The organism is Allocatelliglobosispora scoriae, assembly GCF_014204945.1.
GTDB lineage: Bacteria > Actinomycetota > Actinomycetes > Mycobacteriales > Micromonosporaceae > Allocatelliglobosispora > Allocatelliglobosispora scoriae.
Genome location: NZ_JACHMN010000002.1, coordinates 4104538 through 4118896 on the forward strand (window position 1 = coordinate 4104538; position 14359 = coordinate 4118896).

Consider the following 14359-nt stretch of genomic DNA (forward strand, 5'->3'; position numbering starts at 1 on the left):
GCGTGACCGGGGTCGATGTCGTGGTGCTGGGAGCGGGGCCGATCGGGCTCGGCATCGCCTGGCAGTGCGCGCTGCGCGGCTGCTCGGTGACCGTGCACCACGACGGCAGCCTCGGCGCGTGGCACGCTTCGGCGGGGATGATCGCACCGGTGGCGGAGGCGACCTTCGGGGAGTCGCCGCTGACCGCGCTGCTGGTCGAGTCGACGCGGCGCTGGCCGGAGTTCGCGGCGGCGCTGGGGCGGGAGATCGGCTACCGGGAGTGCGGCTCGTTGATGGTGGGCCTGACCGGCGACGACCATGCCGAGATCCAGCGATCCGCGTCCTATCAGGAGAGTCTCGGGCTGCCCGTCGAGCGGCTCAGCGGCGCCGGGTTGCGCTCGCGGGAGCCGATGCTCGCGCCCCGGGTGCGCGGCGGTGCCTTCGCGGGCATCGACGCGCAGGCCGATCCCGGCCTGCTGCACTCCGCGCTGCTCGCCGCGTGCCGGGCGGCGGGGGTGCGGTTCCAGGACACCGGCGCGCAGCGGCTGGCCGAGGTGATCGACCGGCGCCCGGCTGTCGTCGTGGTCGCCGCCGGGACCGGCACGGCCGCGCTGCTCGATCTTCCGATCCATCCGGTACGCGGGGAGACGCTCCGCATCCGCCTCACCGAGGAACCCCTGCGACACATGCTGCGTTACATGGTCCGCGGCATCGTCGACGGCCGGCACGTCTACCTCGTGCCCCGGGCGGGCGGCGAGATCGTGATCGGAGCCACCTCGTCCGAGGAGACGCTGACCCAGCCGACCGCCGGAGGGGTGCACACGCTGCTGCGGGACGCGTTCATGCTGCTGCCGGAGCTGGAGCGGGCGGCCTTTGAGGGCGTCCGGGTCGGGTTCCGGCCCGGTACGCCGTCCAACGCGCCCTACCTCGGTGAGCTGCCGCCGCGCGACGGGGTGCGGATCGTGGTCGCCGCCGGGCACTACCGCAACGGGATCGCGCTCACCCCGATTACGGCGACGGCGATCGCGGAGCTCGTCACGACCGGGCGTGCCCCCGCGGAGATCACGGCGTTCGGGCCGCCCTCCGCTGATCCGAGAGGCGTTGCGGAGTGATCTGGATCAACGGTACGGAGTCCGAACTCGGGAACGGCACGACGGTCGCGACGATCGCGGCTGAGCTGGAGCTGCCGGAGCGGGGCGTCGCCGTCGCGCTCAACGGCGAGGTCGTGCCCCGTGGCGGCTGGCCCGCCGCGGTGCTCCGTGACCACGACCGCCTGGAGATCCTCACCGCGACGCAGGGCGGCTGATCATGATGGACACGTTGGCGATCGGCGACGCGAAGCTCGGCTCGCGCCTCATCCTCGGCACGGGCGGCGCCACCAGCCTCGATGCGCTGGAACGGGCGATCACGGCGAGCGGCACCGAGCTGGTGACCGTTGCGCTGCGCCGGTTCGGCCACCACACCCACGGGCTGCTCGGACTGCTGGAGCGGCTCGGTGTCGGCGTGCTGCCGAACACGGCCGGCTGCTACACCGCGGCCGACGCGTGCTGGACCGCCCGGATGGCGCGGGAGGCGTTCGCCACAGACTGGATCAAGTTGGAGGTGATCGGCGACGAACGTACGCTGCTGCCCGACGGCGTCGAGCTGCTGCGCGCGACCGAGGAGCTGGTCGCCGACGGGTTCACCGTGCTGCCCTACACCAGCGATGATCCGATCCTGGCCCGGCGGCTCGCCGACGCTGGTGCCGCCGCGGTCATGCCTGCGGGGTCGCCGATCGGGTCCGGTCTGGGTGTCGGCAATCCGCACCACATCGCGCTCATCCGCGAGATGGTGAGCTGCCCGGTGATTCTCGACGCCGGGATCGGCACGGCGAGCGACGCGGCGATCGCGATGGAGCTCGGGTGCGATGCCGTCCTCGTCGCCAGCGCCGTGACCAGGGCAATCGAGCCAGAACTCATGGCCGGGGCGATGCGCCACGCGGTGATCGCCGGTCGGCTGGCACGGCTCGCGGGCCGCATCCCGCGCCGGTTCCACGCCCACGCGTCCACGTCGGAGAGTGGCCGCGCCGTCTGGGAAACCGCCGCCTCTCACGCCCCAGCGGCGGCGGTTTCCCAGGTAGCCATAGGCGATCATGATTGAAGATGCAAGGGTGAGCTCATGACTCCTCCCGTTGCCCTCACCATCGCCGGCTCCGACGCGAGCGGCGGTGCCGGAATCCAGGCCGATCTCAAGGTCTTCGTCGCGTACGGCTGCTACGGCGCCAGCGTGATCACAGCGCTGACGGCACAGAACACGCTCGGCGTGCACGATGTCTTCGCCGTACCCGGCGCGGTGGTCGGCACGCAGCTCGCAGCGGTCCTCGACGACCTGCCGGTGGCGGCGGCGAAGGTCGGGATGCTCGGATCGAGCGAAGCCGCCGCGCAGGTGGCGGCGCGAGCGCGCAACGGCGCCTTCAAGCACCTCGTCATCGACCCGGTGCTGGTCTCGTCGACCGGCCAGCGGCTCGGCGTGCGGGGGGCGATCGAGCGGCTGCTGCCCTACGCCACCGTCGTCACCCCCAACCGCGAGGAAGCATCCGCGCTGCTGGGCTGGCGGGTGGAGACGCCCAACGACATGGCCGGCGCGGCGGCGCAGCTCTCCAACAGCAACTCGACCTATGTCGTCATCACCGGCGGAGATCTCGGCGGTCCCGATTCGGTGGACGCGATCTGGACGCCGAAGGGTGCGCAGTTCCTGCGATCCCGGCGAGTCAATACCCGCAACAACCACGGTACGGGCTGCACGTTCTCCGCCGCGATCACCGCGATGCTCGCCCGTGGCGAGACCGTCGACAACGCCGTGCGCCGCGCCAAGGACTACGTCAGCCGAGCGCTCGCGGGCGCCATGGACTGGAAGCTCGGCGCGGGGCCGGGACCGCTTGATCACAACGAATGGGGACCGTCATGAGGAACAAAGTCTACGTTTCGGAGCTCCGGGTGCCGTTCGCCGAGGTGGAGCTCGCCGACGGCAACGCCCCGGTGCGGCTCTACGACACGTCGGGGCCGACAGATTTCGAGCAGCTGCCGCGGAAGGACTGGGTGGCGGCGCGGGCGGCGGCAGGCCTGCCGGTGACGCAGTTGCAGTGCGCACGGGCGGACATCGTCACCCCCGAGATGGAGTTCATCGCGATCCGCGAGGGCTTGCCCGCCGAGGTGGTCCGCGCCGAGGTCGAGGCCGGTCGAGCGGTGATCCCGGCCAACATCCACCACCCCGAGCTCGAACCGATGATCATCGGTTCCCGTTTCCTCGTGAAGATCAACGCCAACATCGGCACCAGCGCCGTCACCTTCGACGTGGCCGAAGAGGTCGAGAAGATGCGCTGGGCGACCAGGTGGGGCGCCGACACCGTGATGGACCTCTCGACCGGCCCGTCGATCCACGCCACCCGCGAGGCGATCATCCGCGCGTCGGCCGTCCCGCTCGGCACCGTCCCGATCTATCAGGCCCTCGAAAAGGTCAAGGGCGACCCGCTCAAGCTCACCTGGGAGATCTTCCGGGACACGGTCATCGAGCAGGCCGAGCAGGGCGTCGACTACATGACCGTGCACGCCGGGGTACTGCTCGCGCACGTACCGCTCGCCGCCGACCGGGTCACCGGCATCGTCTCGCGCGGCGGCTCGATCATGGCGGCCTGGTGCCTCGCCCGCCACGAGGAGAACTTCCTCTACACGCACTACCGCGAACTCTGCGAGATCTTCGCCCGCTACGACATCACCTTCTCGCTCGGCGACGGGCTGCGGCCCGGGTCGATCGCCGACGCCAACGACGCGGCTCAATTCGCAGAGTTGCGTACGCTGGGCGAGCTGACGTCGATCGCGTGGGAGTACGGCGTACAGGTGATGGTCGAGGGCCCCGGTCACGTGCCGATGCACAAGATCAAGGAGAACGTCGACCTCCAGCAGGAACTCTGCCACTCCGCGCCGTTCTACACCCTCGGGCCGCTCACGACGGACATCGCACCCGCGTACGACCACATCACCTCGGCCATCGGCGCCGCCATGATCGCCATGTACGGCACCGCGATGCTCTGCTACGTCACGCCCAAGGAGCACCTCGGGCTGCCCAATCGCGACGACGTGAAGGCGGGGGTCATAGCCTACAAGATCGCTGCTCATGCCGCCGACCTCGCGAAGGGTCACCCGACGGCGCAGGCCTGGGACGATGCGCTCTCCAAGGCCCGGTTCGAGTTCCGCTGGCAGGATCAGTTCAACCTGTCGCTGGACCCGGAGACCGCGCGGTCCTATCACGACGAGACGCTGCCCGCGGAGCCGGCGAAGACCGCGCACTTCTGCTCGATGTGCGGGCCGAAGTTCTGCTCCATGAAGATCAGCCATGACCTGAAGGAGTATGCGGCCCAGGGGATGCGTGCCAAGTCCGCTGAGTTCGTTTCTTCCGGGGGGCAGGTCTACCTGCCCGTGGTCGCTGGGTGATCGTCTCCACGCCGGCTCGGGCGGCGTGTTCAGCGCCACCGTGACCGAGGGGTCGAGCGGGCCCATGATCGCGCTGTTTCCCGGAAGCAGTCCCTTCACCGTGCCCCGGTAGGGCTTGCTTCCGGGAAGTAGCGCGATCATCGCCGAGCCCTGGGCCGAGCGCCCTACGCCCGACCCGTCCCTGCCCAGCGCTGGGTGGGGTGGGGTGGGGTGGGCGTGCTGTAGGTGCTCGCCGGGCCCATGATCGCGCTGTTTCCCGGAAGTAGCCCCTTCACCGTGCCTCGGTAGGGCTTGTTTCCCGGAAGCAGCGCGATCATCGCCGAGCCCGAGCCCGAGCCCGAGCCCGAGCCCGAGCCCGAGCCCGAGCCCGAGCCCGAGCCCGAGCCCGAGCCCGAGCCCGAGCCCGAGCCCGAGCCCGAGCCCGAGCCCGAGCCCGAGCCCGAGCCCGAGCCCGAGCCCTGCGCTGGGTGGGGTGGGGTGGGGTGGGGTGGGGTGAGCGTGCTGTAGGTGCTCGCCGGGCCAATGATCGCGCTGTTTCCCGGAAGTAGCCCCTTCACCGCGCCCCGGTAGGGCTTGTTTCCCGGAAGCAGCACGATCATCGCCGAGCCCGGGGCCGAGCACCCCTCCCGCCCTGTCCGGGCCCCGCGCTGGGGGTTGGTGGGGCGAGGCGAGGCGAGCGCGCTGCACATCCTCGCTCCGCACTTGATCGCGCTATTTCCGGGAAAGTAGCCCTTCGTCGTGCCCTGGTAGGGCTTGCTTCCGGGAAACAGCGCGATCATGGAGCGTCGGCCTGTGAAGGAGCGGCGCGAGCAGACACGCGTGCCGCCCGTCACACTTTTCTCGCCGAGCCCTTGATCGTGCTATTTCCCGGAAGCAAGGCCTTCCACGCTGCTCTGATCGGCCAGAATCACGGAAATAACGCGATCTTGCGCCGCCGCACCGCACCGCCGCACCGCACCGCCGCACCGCCGCATAGCGCCGCCGCACCGCGACGCCGCACCGCGCCGCCGCACCGCACCGCACAGCGCCGTCGCATCGCGGCACAGCGCCGCGGCGAGGTCAGGGCTTGCCGTGGCGGGGGCGGCGGGACGTCGGGGGCAGGGACTCCGTTGTGGACTCCGTGAGTGCCGGATTCGGCAGATCGGCCGTGGGCTCGTCGCGGCGCAGGCTGCGCAGGGCGCTGTCGCGAGCGCTGCTCTCACTGGAACGGCGCTGCCGGGGCGGCATCGGACGGTCGCCGGAGGAGTCGGTCAGCCCGGAGACCCAGCCGACGTGCTCCGCGTCCCGCTCGGAGACGGGGATCTCCGCGGTGATCGTGGTCCCGTCGGGCCGGATCGGCCGGACCGGTCGCTCGGGGCGGAGTTCCGGCTCGTCGGAGCGCGACGGCCATACGCCGACGATGAGCGAACCGAGCAGCCCCGCCCCGACAGCGATCATCGCCGCGAGCCACGGCCGGTGCTGGTAGTCGCCCTGCCCGGGACCGGCGATGGCGTAGGCGAAGCCGATCAGCGCGGGCCCGACCGAGCCGCTGATCGCGACGACCGCGCGGTGGTGGTCCTGTCGGCGTGCCGTGAAGCTGGTCGCGATGCCGATCAGACCGGCGATGACGGGCAGCGCGAAGGGGACGAGGCTGTTGCCCAGCGAACCATCCGTGTGGACGACGCCGAGCTGCGGTGCCGCATCGGGTTCCAGTCCGACGGAGGCGCCGAAGAGCAGCCAGCCGACGGCGATGGTGGCGATCGTGTTCCAGCCGAAGGACCGGTGCGAGAGCACGACGATCGCGGCGAGCAGGCCGATCGCGGTGCCGACTCCCATCGTCACGGCGGCGAGGAAGACCGGATCTCCGCTGGGGAGTTGGGCCCGCCGGGCCTGGAGCAGCGCGGGCGCGAGGGCGGCGGCGGTGCCGATCGCGGCGGCGAAGGCCGACGCGACCCGCGCACCGAGTCCGGCGCCTGGGAGGTGATGTCGGGCGGCGACGGCCCCGGCAACGGTCCCAGCGAGCACGGAGAGGCCCGCAAACCAGACGAGCCACACCAACTGCGAGCTCCACGTATCGATCGTCTCGTGGGCGTCGCTGAGGTGGACGGCTCCGGTGGCGGCGGCGAGGCCGAGCTGTGCGAGGCCGACGAGCGCGGCGAACCAGGCCGCTGTTCCGACCACACGTCCCCAGGTCTTCATGGCGGGCAGGTTATGCGCAAACGGCCTCTTTGCGCTACCCGAGAGCACGGAGACTTCAATCGACGGGCAACCGGTAGCCGCGCTTGACGACGGTCTGCACGAACGCGGGACCGCCCAACCCGGCGCGGAGCCGCGCCACGGCCATCTCGACGGCGTGCTCGTCGGCACCTCGGGGCAGCGACGGCAGCAGCGCGGCCCGGGAGAGCACCCGGCCCGCGCGGTCGGCGAGCGCCCGCAGCACCGCCATCGGGGCCGGTGCCAACGGTTTCAGCTCGCCGTCGACGACTGCGGCATGACCGCGCAGGACCACCTCGTGCCCGGCGACCTGGATGGTGACCGCGCGCTGCGGCAGCTCCTCGGCGAGCAGCCGGACGAGGGCACCGAGCCGGGCCCGGGCCGGTGCGATCACCGGGATCTCCAGCGCCTCCAGCGGAGCCGCGGTGACGGGTCCGACGCAGGCGGCGACGACATCGCTGCGCAAAGCGGCGATCACCGAGTCGCGGGCCGGTCCGGCGGCGTCGAGCAGGGCACCGACCGCCGGTGACGAGGTGAAGGTGACCGCGTCGATGAGCCGGTTGTTGATGAGGTCGACGAGCCGGTGCAGCGGGGCGGAGTCGATCGGGGGTGCCCAGCGGTAGACGGGTACCTCGATCACCTCGGCACCGGCCGCCCGCAGCGCGGTGCAGAACTCCGGCTGCTGGTCGCCGTGGAGCTGGGCGGCGATGACCTCGCCGCCGACACCTCGGGCCATCAGGTGGAAGAGCACCTCGTCGCAGCTCTCCGAGTCGGGCGACCACTGGTCGTGCAGCCCGGCCGCGCGGACCGCGCCCCGGGCCTTGGGTCCCCGCGTCACCAGGTACGCCTGGGAGAGCGCGCTGCGCAGCGAGTCGCCCAGCCCCCAGCCCTCGGCGGCCTCGAGCCAGCCGCGCATGCCGATCCCGGTGTTGGCGATGACGATGTCCGGCGGGCGGGCCACGCAGCGCCGGGTGGCGTCGCGCAGTTCCGCGTCGTCGGGCAGCGGCACGATCCGCAGTGCCGGGGCGATCACGACTCGGGCGCCACGGCGTTCGAGCAGCGCGCCGAGTTCGTCGCGCCGCCGGTCGGCCGTGACGCCGATGGTGAAGCCGGACAGCTCACTCACGTGGTCACGCCGATCTCGACGGCACCGTCACGCAGCCGGATGGGCCATGTACGCACACTGACGCCCGGCATGTCCAGGCACTCGCCCGTACGCAGGTCGAATGCCTGCTTGTGCATGGGCGACGCGACGATCGGCGCCTCACCCCGGGACCCGACGATCCCGCGCGAGAGCACCGATGCCCCGCTGATCGGGTCCTTGTTGTCGATGGCGAACAGCGTCCCGTCGTAGGTCCGGAAGACGGCGACGGCGTCCCCCTCGACGAGGGCTGCGACACCGCGCTCCGGCTCGAGGCGCTGCTCGGGACAGACATAGATCCATGCGTTGGTCATGACGGCATCCCCAGGAGAATCGGCTGCTTGCGGACCGGGATGTGCTGGCCACGTTCGACCTCGAACGTGATGGAGGGGTCGGGGACCTCGGGGGCGTTGACGAAGCTGACGAAGCGGGAGCGGCGCTCGGGGTCCTCGATCGTCGCCTTCCACTCGTCCACATAGGAGCTGACGTGCTGCGCCATCGCCCGGTCGAGCTCCTCGGCGAGGCCGAGCGTGTCGTGCACGATGACGTCGCGCAGGTGCTCCAGACCGCCCTCCAGGGCTTCGAGCCAGGCGGCCGTGCGCTGGAGCCGGTCGGCGGTGCGGATGTAGTACATGAGGAAGCGGTCGATCGTCCGGACCAGGTCCTCGGTGCTGAGATCGCTCAGGAACAGGTCGGCGTGGCGCGGGCGGAAGCCGCCGTTGCCGCCGACGTAGAGATTCCAGCCCAGCTCGGTGGCGATGATGCCGAAGTCCTTGCTGCGCGCCTCGGCGCACTCGCGGGCACAGCCCGAGACCGCCGACTTCAGCTTGTGCGGCGAGCGCAGCCCGCGATAGCGCAGCTCCAGAGCGATGGCCAACCCCACCGAGTCCTGTACGCCGTACCGGCACCACGTGTCGCCCACGCAGGACTTCACCGTGCGCAGCGCCTTGCCGTAGGCGTGCCCGGACTCGAAGCCCGCGTCGACGAGCCGCTGCCAGATCTCGGGGAGCTGCTCGACCCGGGCGCCGAAGAGGTCGATCCGCTGCCCGCCAGTGATCTTGGTGTAGAGGCCGAAGTCGCGGGCCACCTCGCCGATGACGATCAGCTTCTCCGGCGTGATCTCCCCGCCCGGGATGCGCGGCACCACCGAGTAGGTGCCGTCACGCTGGATGTTGGCGAGGAAGTGGTCGTTCGTGTCCTGCAAAGCCGCCTGCTCGCCGTCGAGCACGTAGCCGTTGGTGAGCGAGGCGAGGATCGAGGCGACGACCGGCTTGCAGACGTCGCAGCCCCGGCCCTGGCCGTGATCGGCGATGAGCTGCGAAAACGTCGTGACCCGGCGGACCCGGATCAGGTCGAAGAGCTCCTGCCGGGAGTAGGTGAAGTGCTCGCAGAGCGCCGTCGACTGCTTCACGCCGCACTCGTGCAGCAGCTGCTTGAGCGCCGGTACGCAGGAGCCGCAGGTCGTGCCGGCCCGCGTACAGGCCTTGATCGCGGGGACGTCGTCGGCACCGGCGCTGATCGCCAGTGTGATCGCGTCCTTCGTCACCGCATTGCAGGAGCAGATCTGCGCCGAGCCCGGCAGCGTCACCTTCGTGCCGTCCCCGGCCGGTGCCAGCAGCGCCAGCGGCGGTCCCGGCAGCGGTCCGCCCAGCGCCGCCCGCAGCAGCGGATAGGCGGTGGCGTCGCCGACCAGCACCCCGCCGAGCAGGGTCTTGGCGTCATCGGAGAGGAGCAGTTTGGCATAGGTGCCGTTGGCGCCGTCGTGGTAGACGACATCGAGTGGACCGTCGAGCACCCCGAAGCTCGCCACGTCGACGCCGAGCAGCTTGAGCTTGGTGGCGGTGTCGGGGACCGCCATCGAGGCGTCGCCACCGAGGAGCCGGTCGGCGACGACCTCCGCCATCGCGTAGCCCGGAGCCACCAGCCCGTAGCAGCGGCCCTGGTCGCCGTCGAGGGCGAGCGCGGCGCACTCGCCGATCGCCCAGACCGCGTCGTCGGCGGTCCGGCAGGCGGAGTCGACGAGGAAGCCGCCCCGGGGTCCGAGCTCCAACCCGCCGGTGGCGGCGAGCTCGTCGCGGGGGCGGATCCCGGCCGCGACGACCACCACGTCGACCGCGAGGGTGCCGCCGTCGGCGAAGACCATGCCGTCGACCGTGCCGTCGGCACCGGCGGTGATCGTGGCGCAGGAGCGCCCCGTGTGCACGCTGACGCCGAGCCGCTCGATGTGCTGCTTCAGCACGCCACCGCCGCCGTCGTCGACCTGCAGCGGCATCAGCCGGGGCGCGAACTCCACGACGTGCGTGGCGAGCCCGAGCAGGCGCAGCGCGTTGGCGGCCTCCAGCCCGAGCAGTCCGCCGCCGAGGACCGCGCCGACCCGCTTGCCCGAGCAGTAGGCCCGCAGCGCCGACAGGTCGTCGATGGTCCGGTAGACGAAGACGCCGGGCAGGTCGGCGCCGGTGATCGGGGGGACGAAGGGGCGGCTGCCGGTGGCGAGCACCAGGTGGTCGTACCCATAGTCGGCGGCCGGGGTCGTGACGACCCGGCGGCCGCGGTCGATGCCGAGCACCGGCTCGGCGAGGCGCAGCTGCACCGGCTCGGGGACCCCGCCCAGGTCGAGCTCCTCGCCGTCGAAGAACGACGTCAGCCGGACCCGGTCATAGGCCCGCTGGCGCTCCTCGGCGAGCACCGTGATGTGGAACTCGGATCCGGTGTCCCGGGCCGTCAGCGCCTCCGTGAAGCGCTGCGCGACCATGCCGTGCCCGACGACGACGATGCGTTTCATGAGGCGACTCCCTGAGTGGCGAGCCAGCCGAGGATGCCGCCGACCGCGTCGACGCAGCTTCCACAGCCGGTGGTTGCTCTGGTGCAGGCCGCGACGTCGGCGATGTCGTGCGCGCCCCCCTGCCAGGCGCGGATGATCGCGCCCTTGGTCACGGTGTTGCACTGGCAGACCGTGGCCGCGTCCGGCATCAGCGCCGGTGTGACGGCCTCGACCGCGTCCGAGCCGCCGAGCGTCCGGCCGAGCAGCAGCGCCCGGCGGTCGGCGGGCACCTGGGCGCCGCGGTCGAAGAGCTGGATGACCTGCCCGACGCTCGGGTTGTCGCCGAGCAGCACCGCGCCGGTGACCCGCCCGTCGCGGATGCGCAGCCGGGCATAGGTACCCCGGCTCGGGTCGGCGAACCGCAGGTCCTCGGTGTGCGCCGAGCAGTCGTCGCCGCTGAGCGTGCCCATCGCGGCGAGGTCGATGCCGGTCGCCTTCAGCCGGGTGATCAGCGGGGCGGCTCGATAGATCGCGTCCGGGTCGGTGCCGGTGAGGATCCGGGCCACGACGCTCGCCTGGGCCCAGGCCGGTGCGACGAGGCCGGAGAGGCCCTCGCGGTGCTGGGCGCAGTCGCCGATCGCCGAGATGTCCGGGTCGGAGGTGCGCATCCGGTCGTCGACGACGACGCCCCGGTCCACGGTGAGCCCGGCTGCTCTGGCGAGGGAGGTCTCCGGGCGTACCCCGCAGGCCAGGACGAGCAGGTCGGCGCGGAGCTCGCGCCCGTCGGTGAGGGTGAGCACCACCCCGTCGGGCGTCTGCGCGAAGCTCGCGCCCATCGCCTCCAGGTGGACCCCGATGCCGTGCCCGGCGAGGGTGGCGACGAGGACCTCACTCGCGCCGTTGTCGAGCTGGCGCTCCATCAGGAAGCCCATCGGGTGCACCACCTCGACGGCGAGCCCTCGGGCGGCGAGCCCGCGAGCGGCCTCCAGGCCGAGCAGGCCGCCGCCGAGCACCAGGGCGCGCTCGGCGCCCTCGGCGTCGGCGAGGATGCGCCGGCAGTCGTCGAGCGTGCGGAAGACGCTGACCCGGTCCGGCAGGTCGTCGGGGTCGATGCCGGGCAGCGGCGGGATCCAGGCGTGCGATCCGGTGGCGAGCACGAGGTGGTCGTAGTCGTGCAGCTCGCCGTCGGCCGTGGTGACCGTCTTGCCGGCGGTGTCGATGGCGGTGACCTCGGTGCCGAGCTCGGCGTCGACACCGCCGTCGGCGAGCGCGATGCCGGCCTCGGTGACCTTCCCGGCCAGCAGGGACGACAGGAGGATTCGGTTGTAGGCCTGGTGCTGCTCAGCGCCGAGCACGGTCACCTTGACGGAGCCGAGCGCGCGCAACTCCGCGGCGCATCGGGCGCCGGCCATGCCATAGCCGACGACGACGACTCTGCTCATAGGTCTTCTCCTGGCTCCACCCGGACGGCGCAGACCTTGAACTCCGGCATCCGGGAGATCGGGTCCAGGGCGTCGCCGGTGAGTGAGTTGGCGCGTGCGGCGCCGGGGAAGTGAAAGGGGGTGAAGACGGTGTCCGGGCGGATGTGCTCGGTGAGCCGCGCCGGTGCGGTCATCGTGCCGCGCCGGCTGGTGACCCGGCATTCCTGGCCTGCCACGATGCCGAGGCTCGCGGCGAGATCGGGGTGCATCTCGACGAACGGCTTGCCCTGCAGACCCCTGATGCGGCGCGTCTGTGCGCCGGACTGGTACTGCGTGAGGACCCGGCCGGTGGTCAGGTAGAGGGGGTAGTCGGCATCCACGTCCTCAGCGACCGGACGGTGCTCGACCGGGACGAACCTCGCCCGCCCATCGGGCGTGGCGAACGAAACTTCGAAGAGCCGCGGCGTGCCCGCCCGGTCCACTGACGGGCAAGGCCAGAACACGCCGTCCTCGGCGTCCACCCGCTCCCACGTGACGCCCGCGTAGTCGGCCACACCGCCAGCGGTGGCACGCCGCAGCTCCTCGAAGACGACTCGCGGATCGGAATCGAACCGCGCGCCGTAATCGCCACCGAGCCGGCTAGCCAGCTCGGTGATCACCGCCAGATCCGTCCCTGTCCCCGGCGGTGGCTTGCGGAGGGCCCGGCGCCGAAGCACTCTGCCCTCAAGGTTGGTCATCGTGCCGTCTTCCTCGGCCCACTGCGCGGTCGGGAGGACCACATCAGCGAGGGCCGCGGTTTCACTCAGCACGAAGTCCGCAACTAGGAGCAACTCTAAGTCACGAATGCGCGCTTCTGTGTAAACAGCATTAGGCGCGGAGATTACCGGATTGGACCCGAAGACCAACATTGCCTTGGGTCCGTCCACTGTGCCAAGGGCACTGAGCAGCTCATATGCGGAAATCCCGGGTCCCGGAATCTCGTCGGGTGACATGCCCCACACCTCGGCCATATGGGCCCTGGCGGCGGGATCGTCAATTTTCCGATAGCCGGGCAATTGGTCGGCCTTCTGGCCGTGCTCGCGCCCGCCCTGTCCGTTTCCCTGGCCGGTCAAACAGCCATAACCGCTGCCAGGACGCCCTGGCAGCCCCAGTGCGAGAGCCAGGTTGATGAAAGCCGTGACGGTGTCGACACCCTTGCTGTGCTGCTCGGCGCCGCGAGCTGTGAGAATGATCGCTCTTCCGCTCGCGAGTGCGCGCGCCGTCGTTTCCAGATCCGCGATGGGTACGCCGGTGAGCCGCTCGACCCGCGCCGGCCAGTAACCCGCGACCGCCTTGCGCACCTCGTCGAAGCCGGTGGTCCGCGTCGCGATGTAGTCCTCGTCGATGAGGCCTTCCATGATCGCGATGTGCAGCAGCCCGTTGGCGAGCGCGAGATCCGTCCCCGGCGTCGGTGCGAGGTGCAGTGTCGCCGCCCGAGCCGTAGCCGTGGCCCGCGGATCGATGGCGATCTGCACGCCGCCCCGGGCCCGCTGCTCGGTCAGGTAGCGCGCGAACGGCGGCATCGTCTCGTTGACGTTGGCCCCGACGATCAGGATCGTGTCGGCGTGGCTCAGCTCGGCCATGGGGAAGGGCAGGCCGCGGTCGACCCCGAAGGACCGGATCTGGGCGGCGGCGGCGCTCGACATGCAGAAGCGCCCGTTGTAGTCGATGTTCTTGGTCCGGAGCGCGACCCGGGCGAACTTGCCCAGCGCGTAGGCCTTCTCGTTGGTGAGTCCGCCGCCGCCGAAGACGGCGATCGCGTCCCGGCCGTGCCGCTCCTGGATGCCCTTGATCTTCGTGACGATGAAGTCGTAGGCGTCTTCCCAGCTGGCGGGCTTGAGGACCCCGTCTTCGGGGTCGCGCAGCAGCGGGGTGGTCAGCCGGTCGGGGTGGTCGAGCAGCTCCGCCGCGGTCCAGCCCTTCTGGCAGAGCCCGCCCCGGTTGGTGGGGAAGTCCCGTGCGACGACCTCGACCCGGCGGTCGGCGTGCTCACGCAGGATCATCCCGCACTGCAGCGCGCAGTACGGACAGTGCGTGGCGACCTCAACGGGGGTGGTCATGCCGTCGAGCGTGACTTCCGGCAGTTTCACTCCAGAGTCCCGTCTGTTTCCGCCGTGCTAAGTCCCACTCACCCGTTCGGACGAGGACCGTGAGGTCGGTTCCGCGCCGCAACTCGCCCCGTACGGTCTGAACAGCAGGTGTCGCCTTCATGACCAGGACGTCCGGATGACCCTGGATGGATGAAAAGATCAATTCACGGTTGAGACATTCGTAACTCTCTGCGACGGTTGTTTATACCGGCTGTGAGCTGGGGATTCATTCATCGTAAGGATCTTGGTGAAGGGATGACTATTGG

The 14359-nt window shown here is 70.9% G+C and carries 11 protein-coding genes and 1 pseudogene; 6 read left to right on the forward strand and 6 right to left on the reverse strand.

Going from position 1 to position 14359, the window contains the following annotated elements; translation table 11 throughout:
* The first annotated feature begins 2 nt into the window (after positions 1–2).
* The 6 genes and pseudogenes from thiO to F4553_RS24315 all read left to right on the forward strand — a co-directional run bounded on the left by thiO (position 3) and on the right by F4553_RS24315 (position 4955).
* Positions 3–1091, forward strand: coding sequence for a glycine oxidase ThiO (gene thiO / locus F4553_RS24290; protein ID WP_312875333.1), 1089 nt, complete (start codon positions 3–5; stop codon positions 1089–1091).
* Positions 1088–1285 (forward strand): sulfur carrier protein ThiS, encoded by a 198-nt coding sequence (gene thiS, locus F4553_RS24295; RefSeq protein ID WP_184839597.1) that lies wholly within the window; start codon positions 1088–1090, stop codon positions 1283–1285. Before thiO ends, thiS begins: the two co-directional genes overlap by 4 nt.
* Positions 1286–1290: 5 nt before the next feature.
* Positions 1291–2043, forward strand: a pseudogene (locus F4553_RS24300) (thiazole synthase); the annotation flags it as partial.
* A 93-nt stretch (positions 2044–2136) separates the two neighbouring features.
* Positions 2137–2925: a bifunctional hydroxymethylpyrimidine kinase/phosphomethylpyrimidine kinase gene (gene thiD, locus F4553_RS24305; protein WP_184839601.1), complete on the forward strand. Its 789-nt coding sequence runs from the start codon at positions 2137–2139 to the stop codon at positions 2923–2925.
* Positions 2922–4448, forward strand: coding sequence for a phosphomethylpyrimidine synthase ThiC (gene thiC, locus F4553_RS24310; protein ID WP_184839603.1), 1527 nt, complete (start codon positions 2922–2924; stop codon positions 4446–4448). The genes thiD and thiC overlap by 4 nt, the downstream gene beginning before the upstream one ends.
* A 291-nt stretch (positions 4449–4739) precedes the next feature.
* Entirely contained in the window at positions 4740–4955 is a 216-nt protein-coding gene (locus tag F4553_RS24315) for a procyclic acidic repetitive family protein (RefSeq protein WP_184839605.1), read from the forward strand.
* Positions 4956–5507: 552 nt separating this feature from the next.
* Here the strand turns inward: F4553_RS24315 and F4553_RS24320 are convergent.
* Genes F4553_RS24320 through F4553_RS24345 form a run of 6 tightly spaced genes read right to left on the reverse strand, consistent with a single transcriptional unit; the run spans position 5508 to position 14063 of the window.
* The gene (locus tag F4553_RS24320; protein ID WP_184839607.1) at positions 5508–6626 is read right to left on the reverse strand and encodes a hypothetical protein; all 1119 of its coding nucleotides are present in this window, start codon (positions 6624–6626) and stop codon (positions 5508–5510) included.
* Between the two features lie 55 nt (positions 6627–6681).
* Positions 6682–7767, reverse strand: a complete 1086-nt coding sequence (locus F4553_RS24325) for a uroporphyrinogen-III synthase (RefSeq protein WP_184839609.1) — start codon at positions 7765–7767, stop codon at positions 6682–6684.
* Positions 7764–8096: a nitrite reductase small subunit NirD gene (nirD, locus tag F4553_RS24330; protein ID WP_184839610.1), complete on the reverse strand. Its 333-nt coding sequence runs from the start codon at positions 8094–8096 to the stop codon at positions 7764–7766. Before nirD ends, F4553_RS24325 begins: the two co-directional genes overlap by 4 nt.
* Positions 8093–10564, reverse strand: a complete 2472-nt coding sequence (nirB, locus tag F4553_RS24335; protein ID WP_184839612.1) for a nitrite reductase large subunit NirB — start codon at positions 10562–10564, stop codon at positions 8093–8095. Before nirB ends, nirD begins: the two co-directional genes overlap by 4 nt.
* Positions 10561–11985 (reverse strand): FAD-dependent oxidoreductase, encoded by a 1425-nt coding sequence (locus F4553_RS24340; RefSeq protein WP_184839614.1) that lies wholly within the window; start codon positions 11983–11985, stop codon positions 10561–10563. Before F4553_RS24340 ends, nirB begins: the two co-directional genes overlap by 4 nt.
* Positions 11982–14063, reverse strand: a complete 2082-nt coding sequence (locus F4553_RS24345; RefSeq protein WP_184839616.1) for a molybdopterin oxidoreductase family protein — start codon at positions 14061–14063, stop codon at positions 11982–11984. Before F4553_RS24345 ends, F4553_RS24340 begins: the two co-directional genes overlap by 4 nt.
* Positions 14064–14359 lie beyond the last annotated feature (296 nt).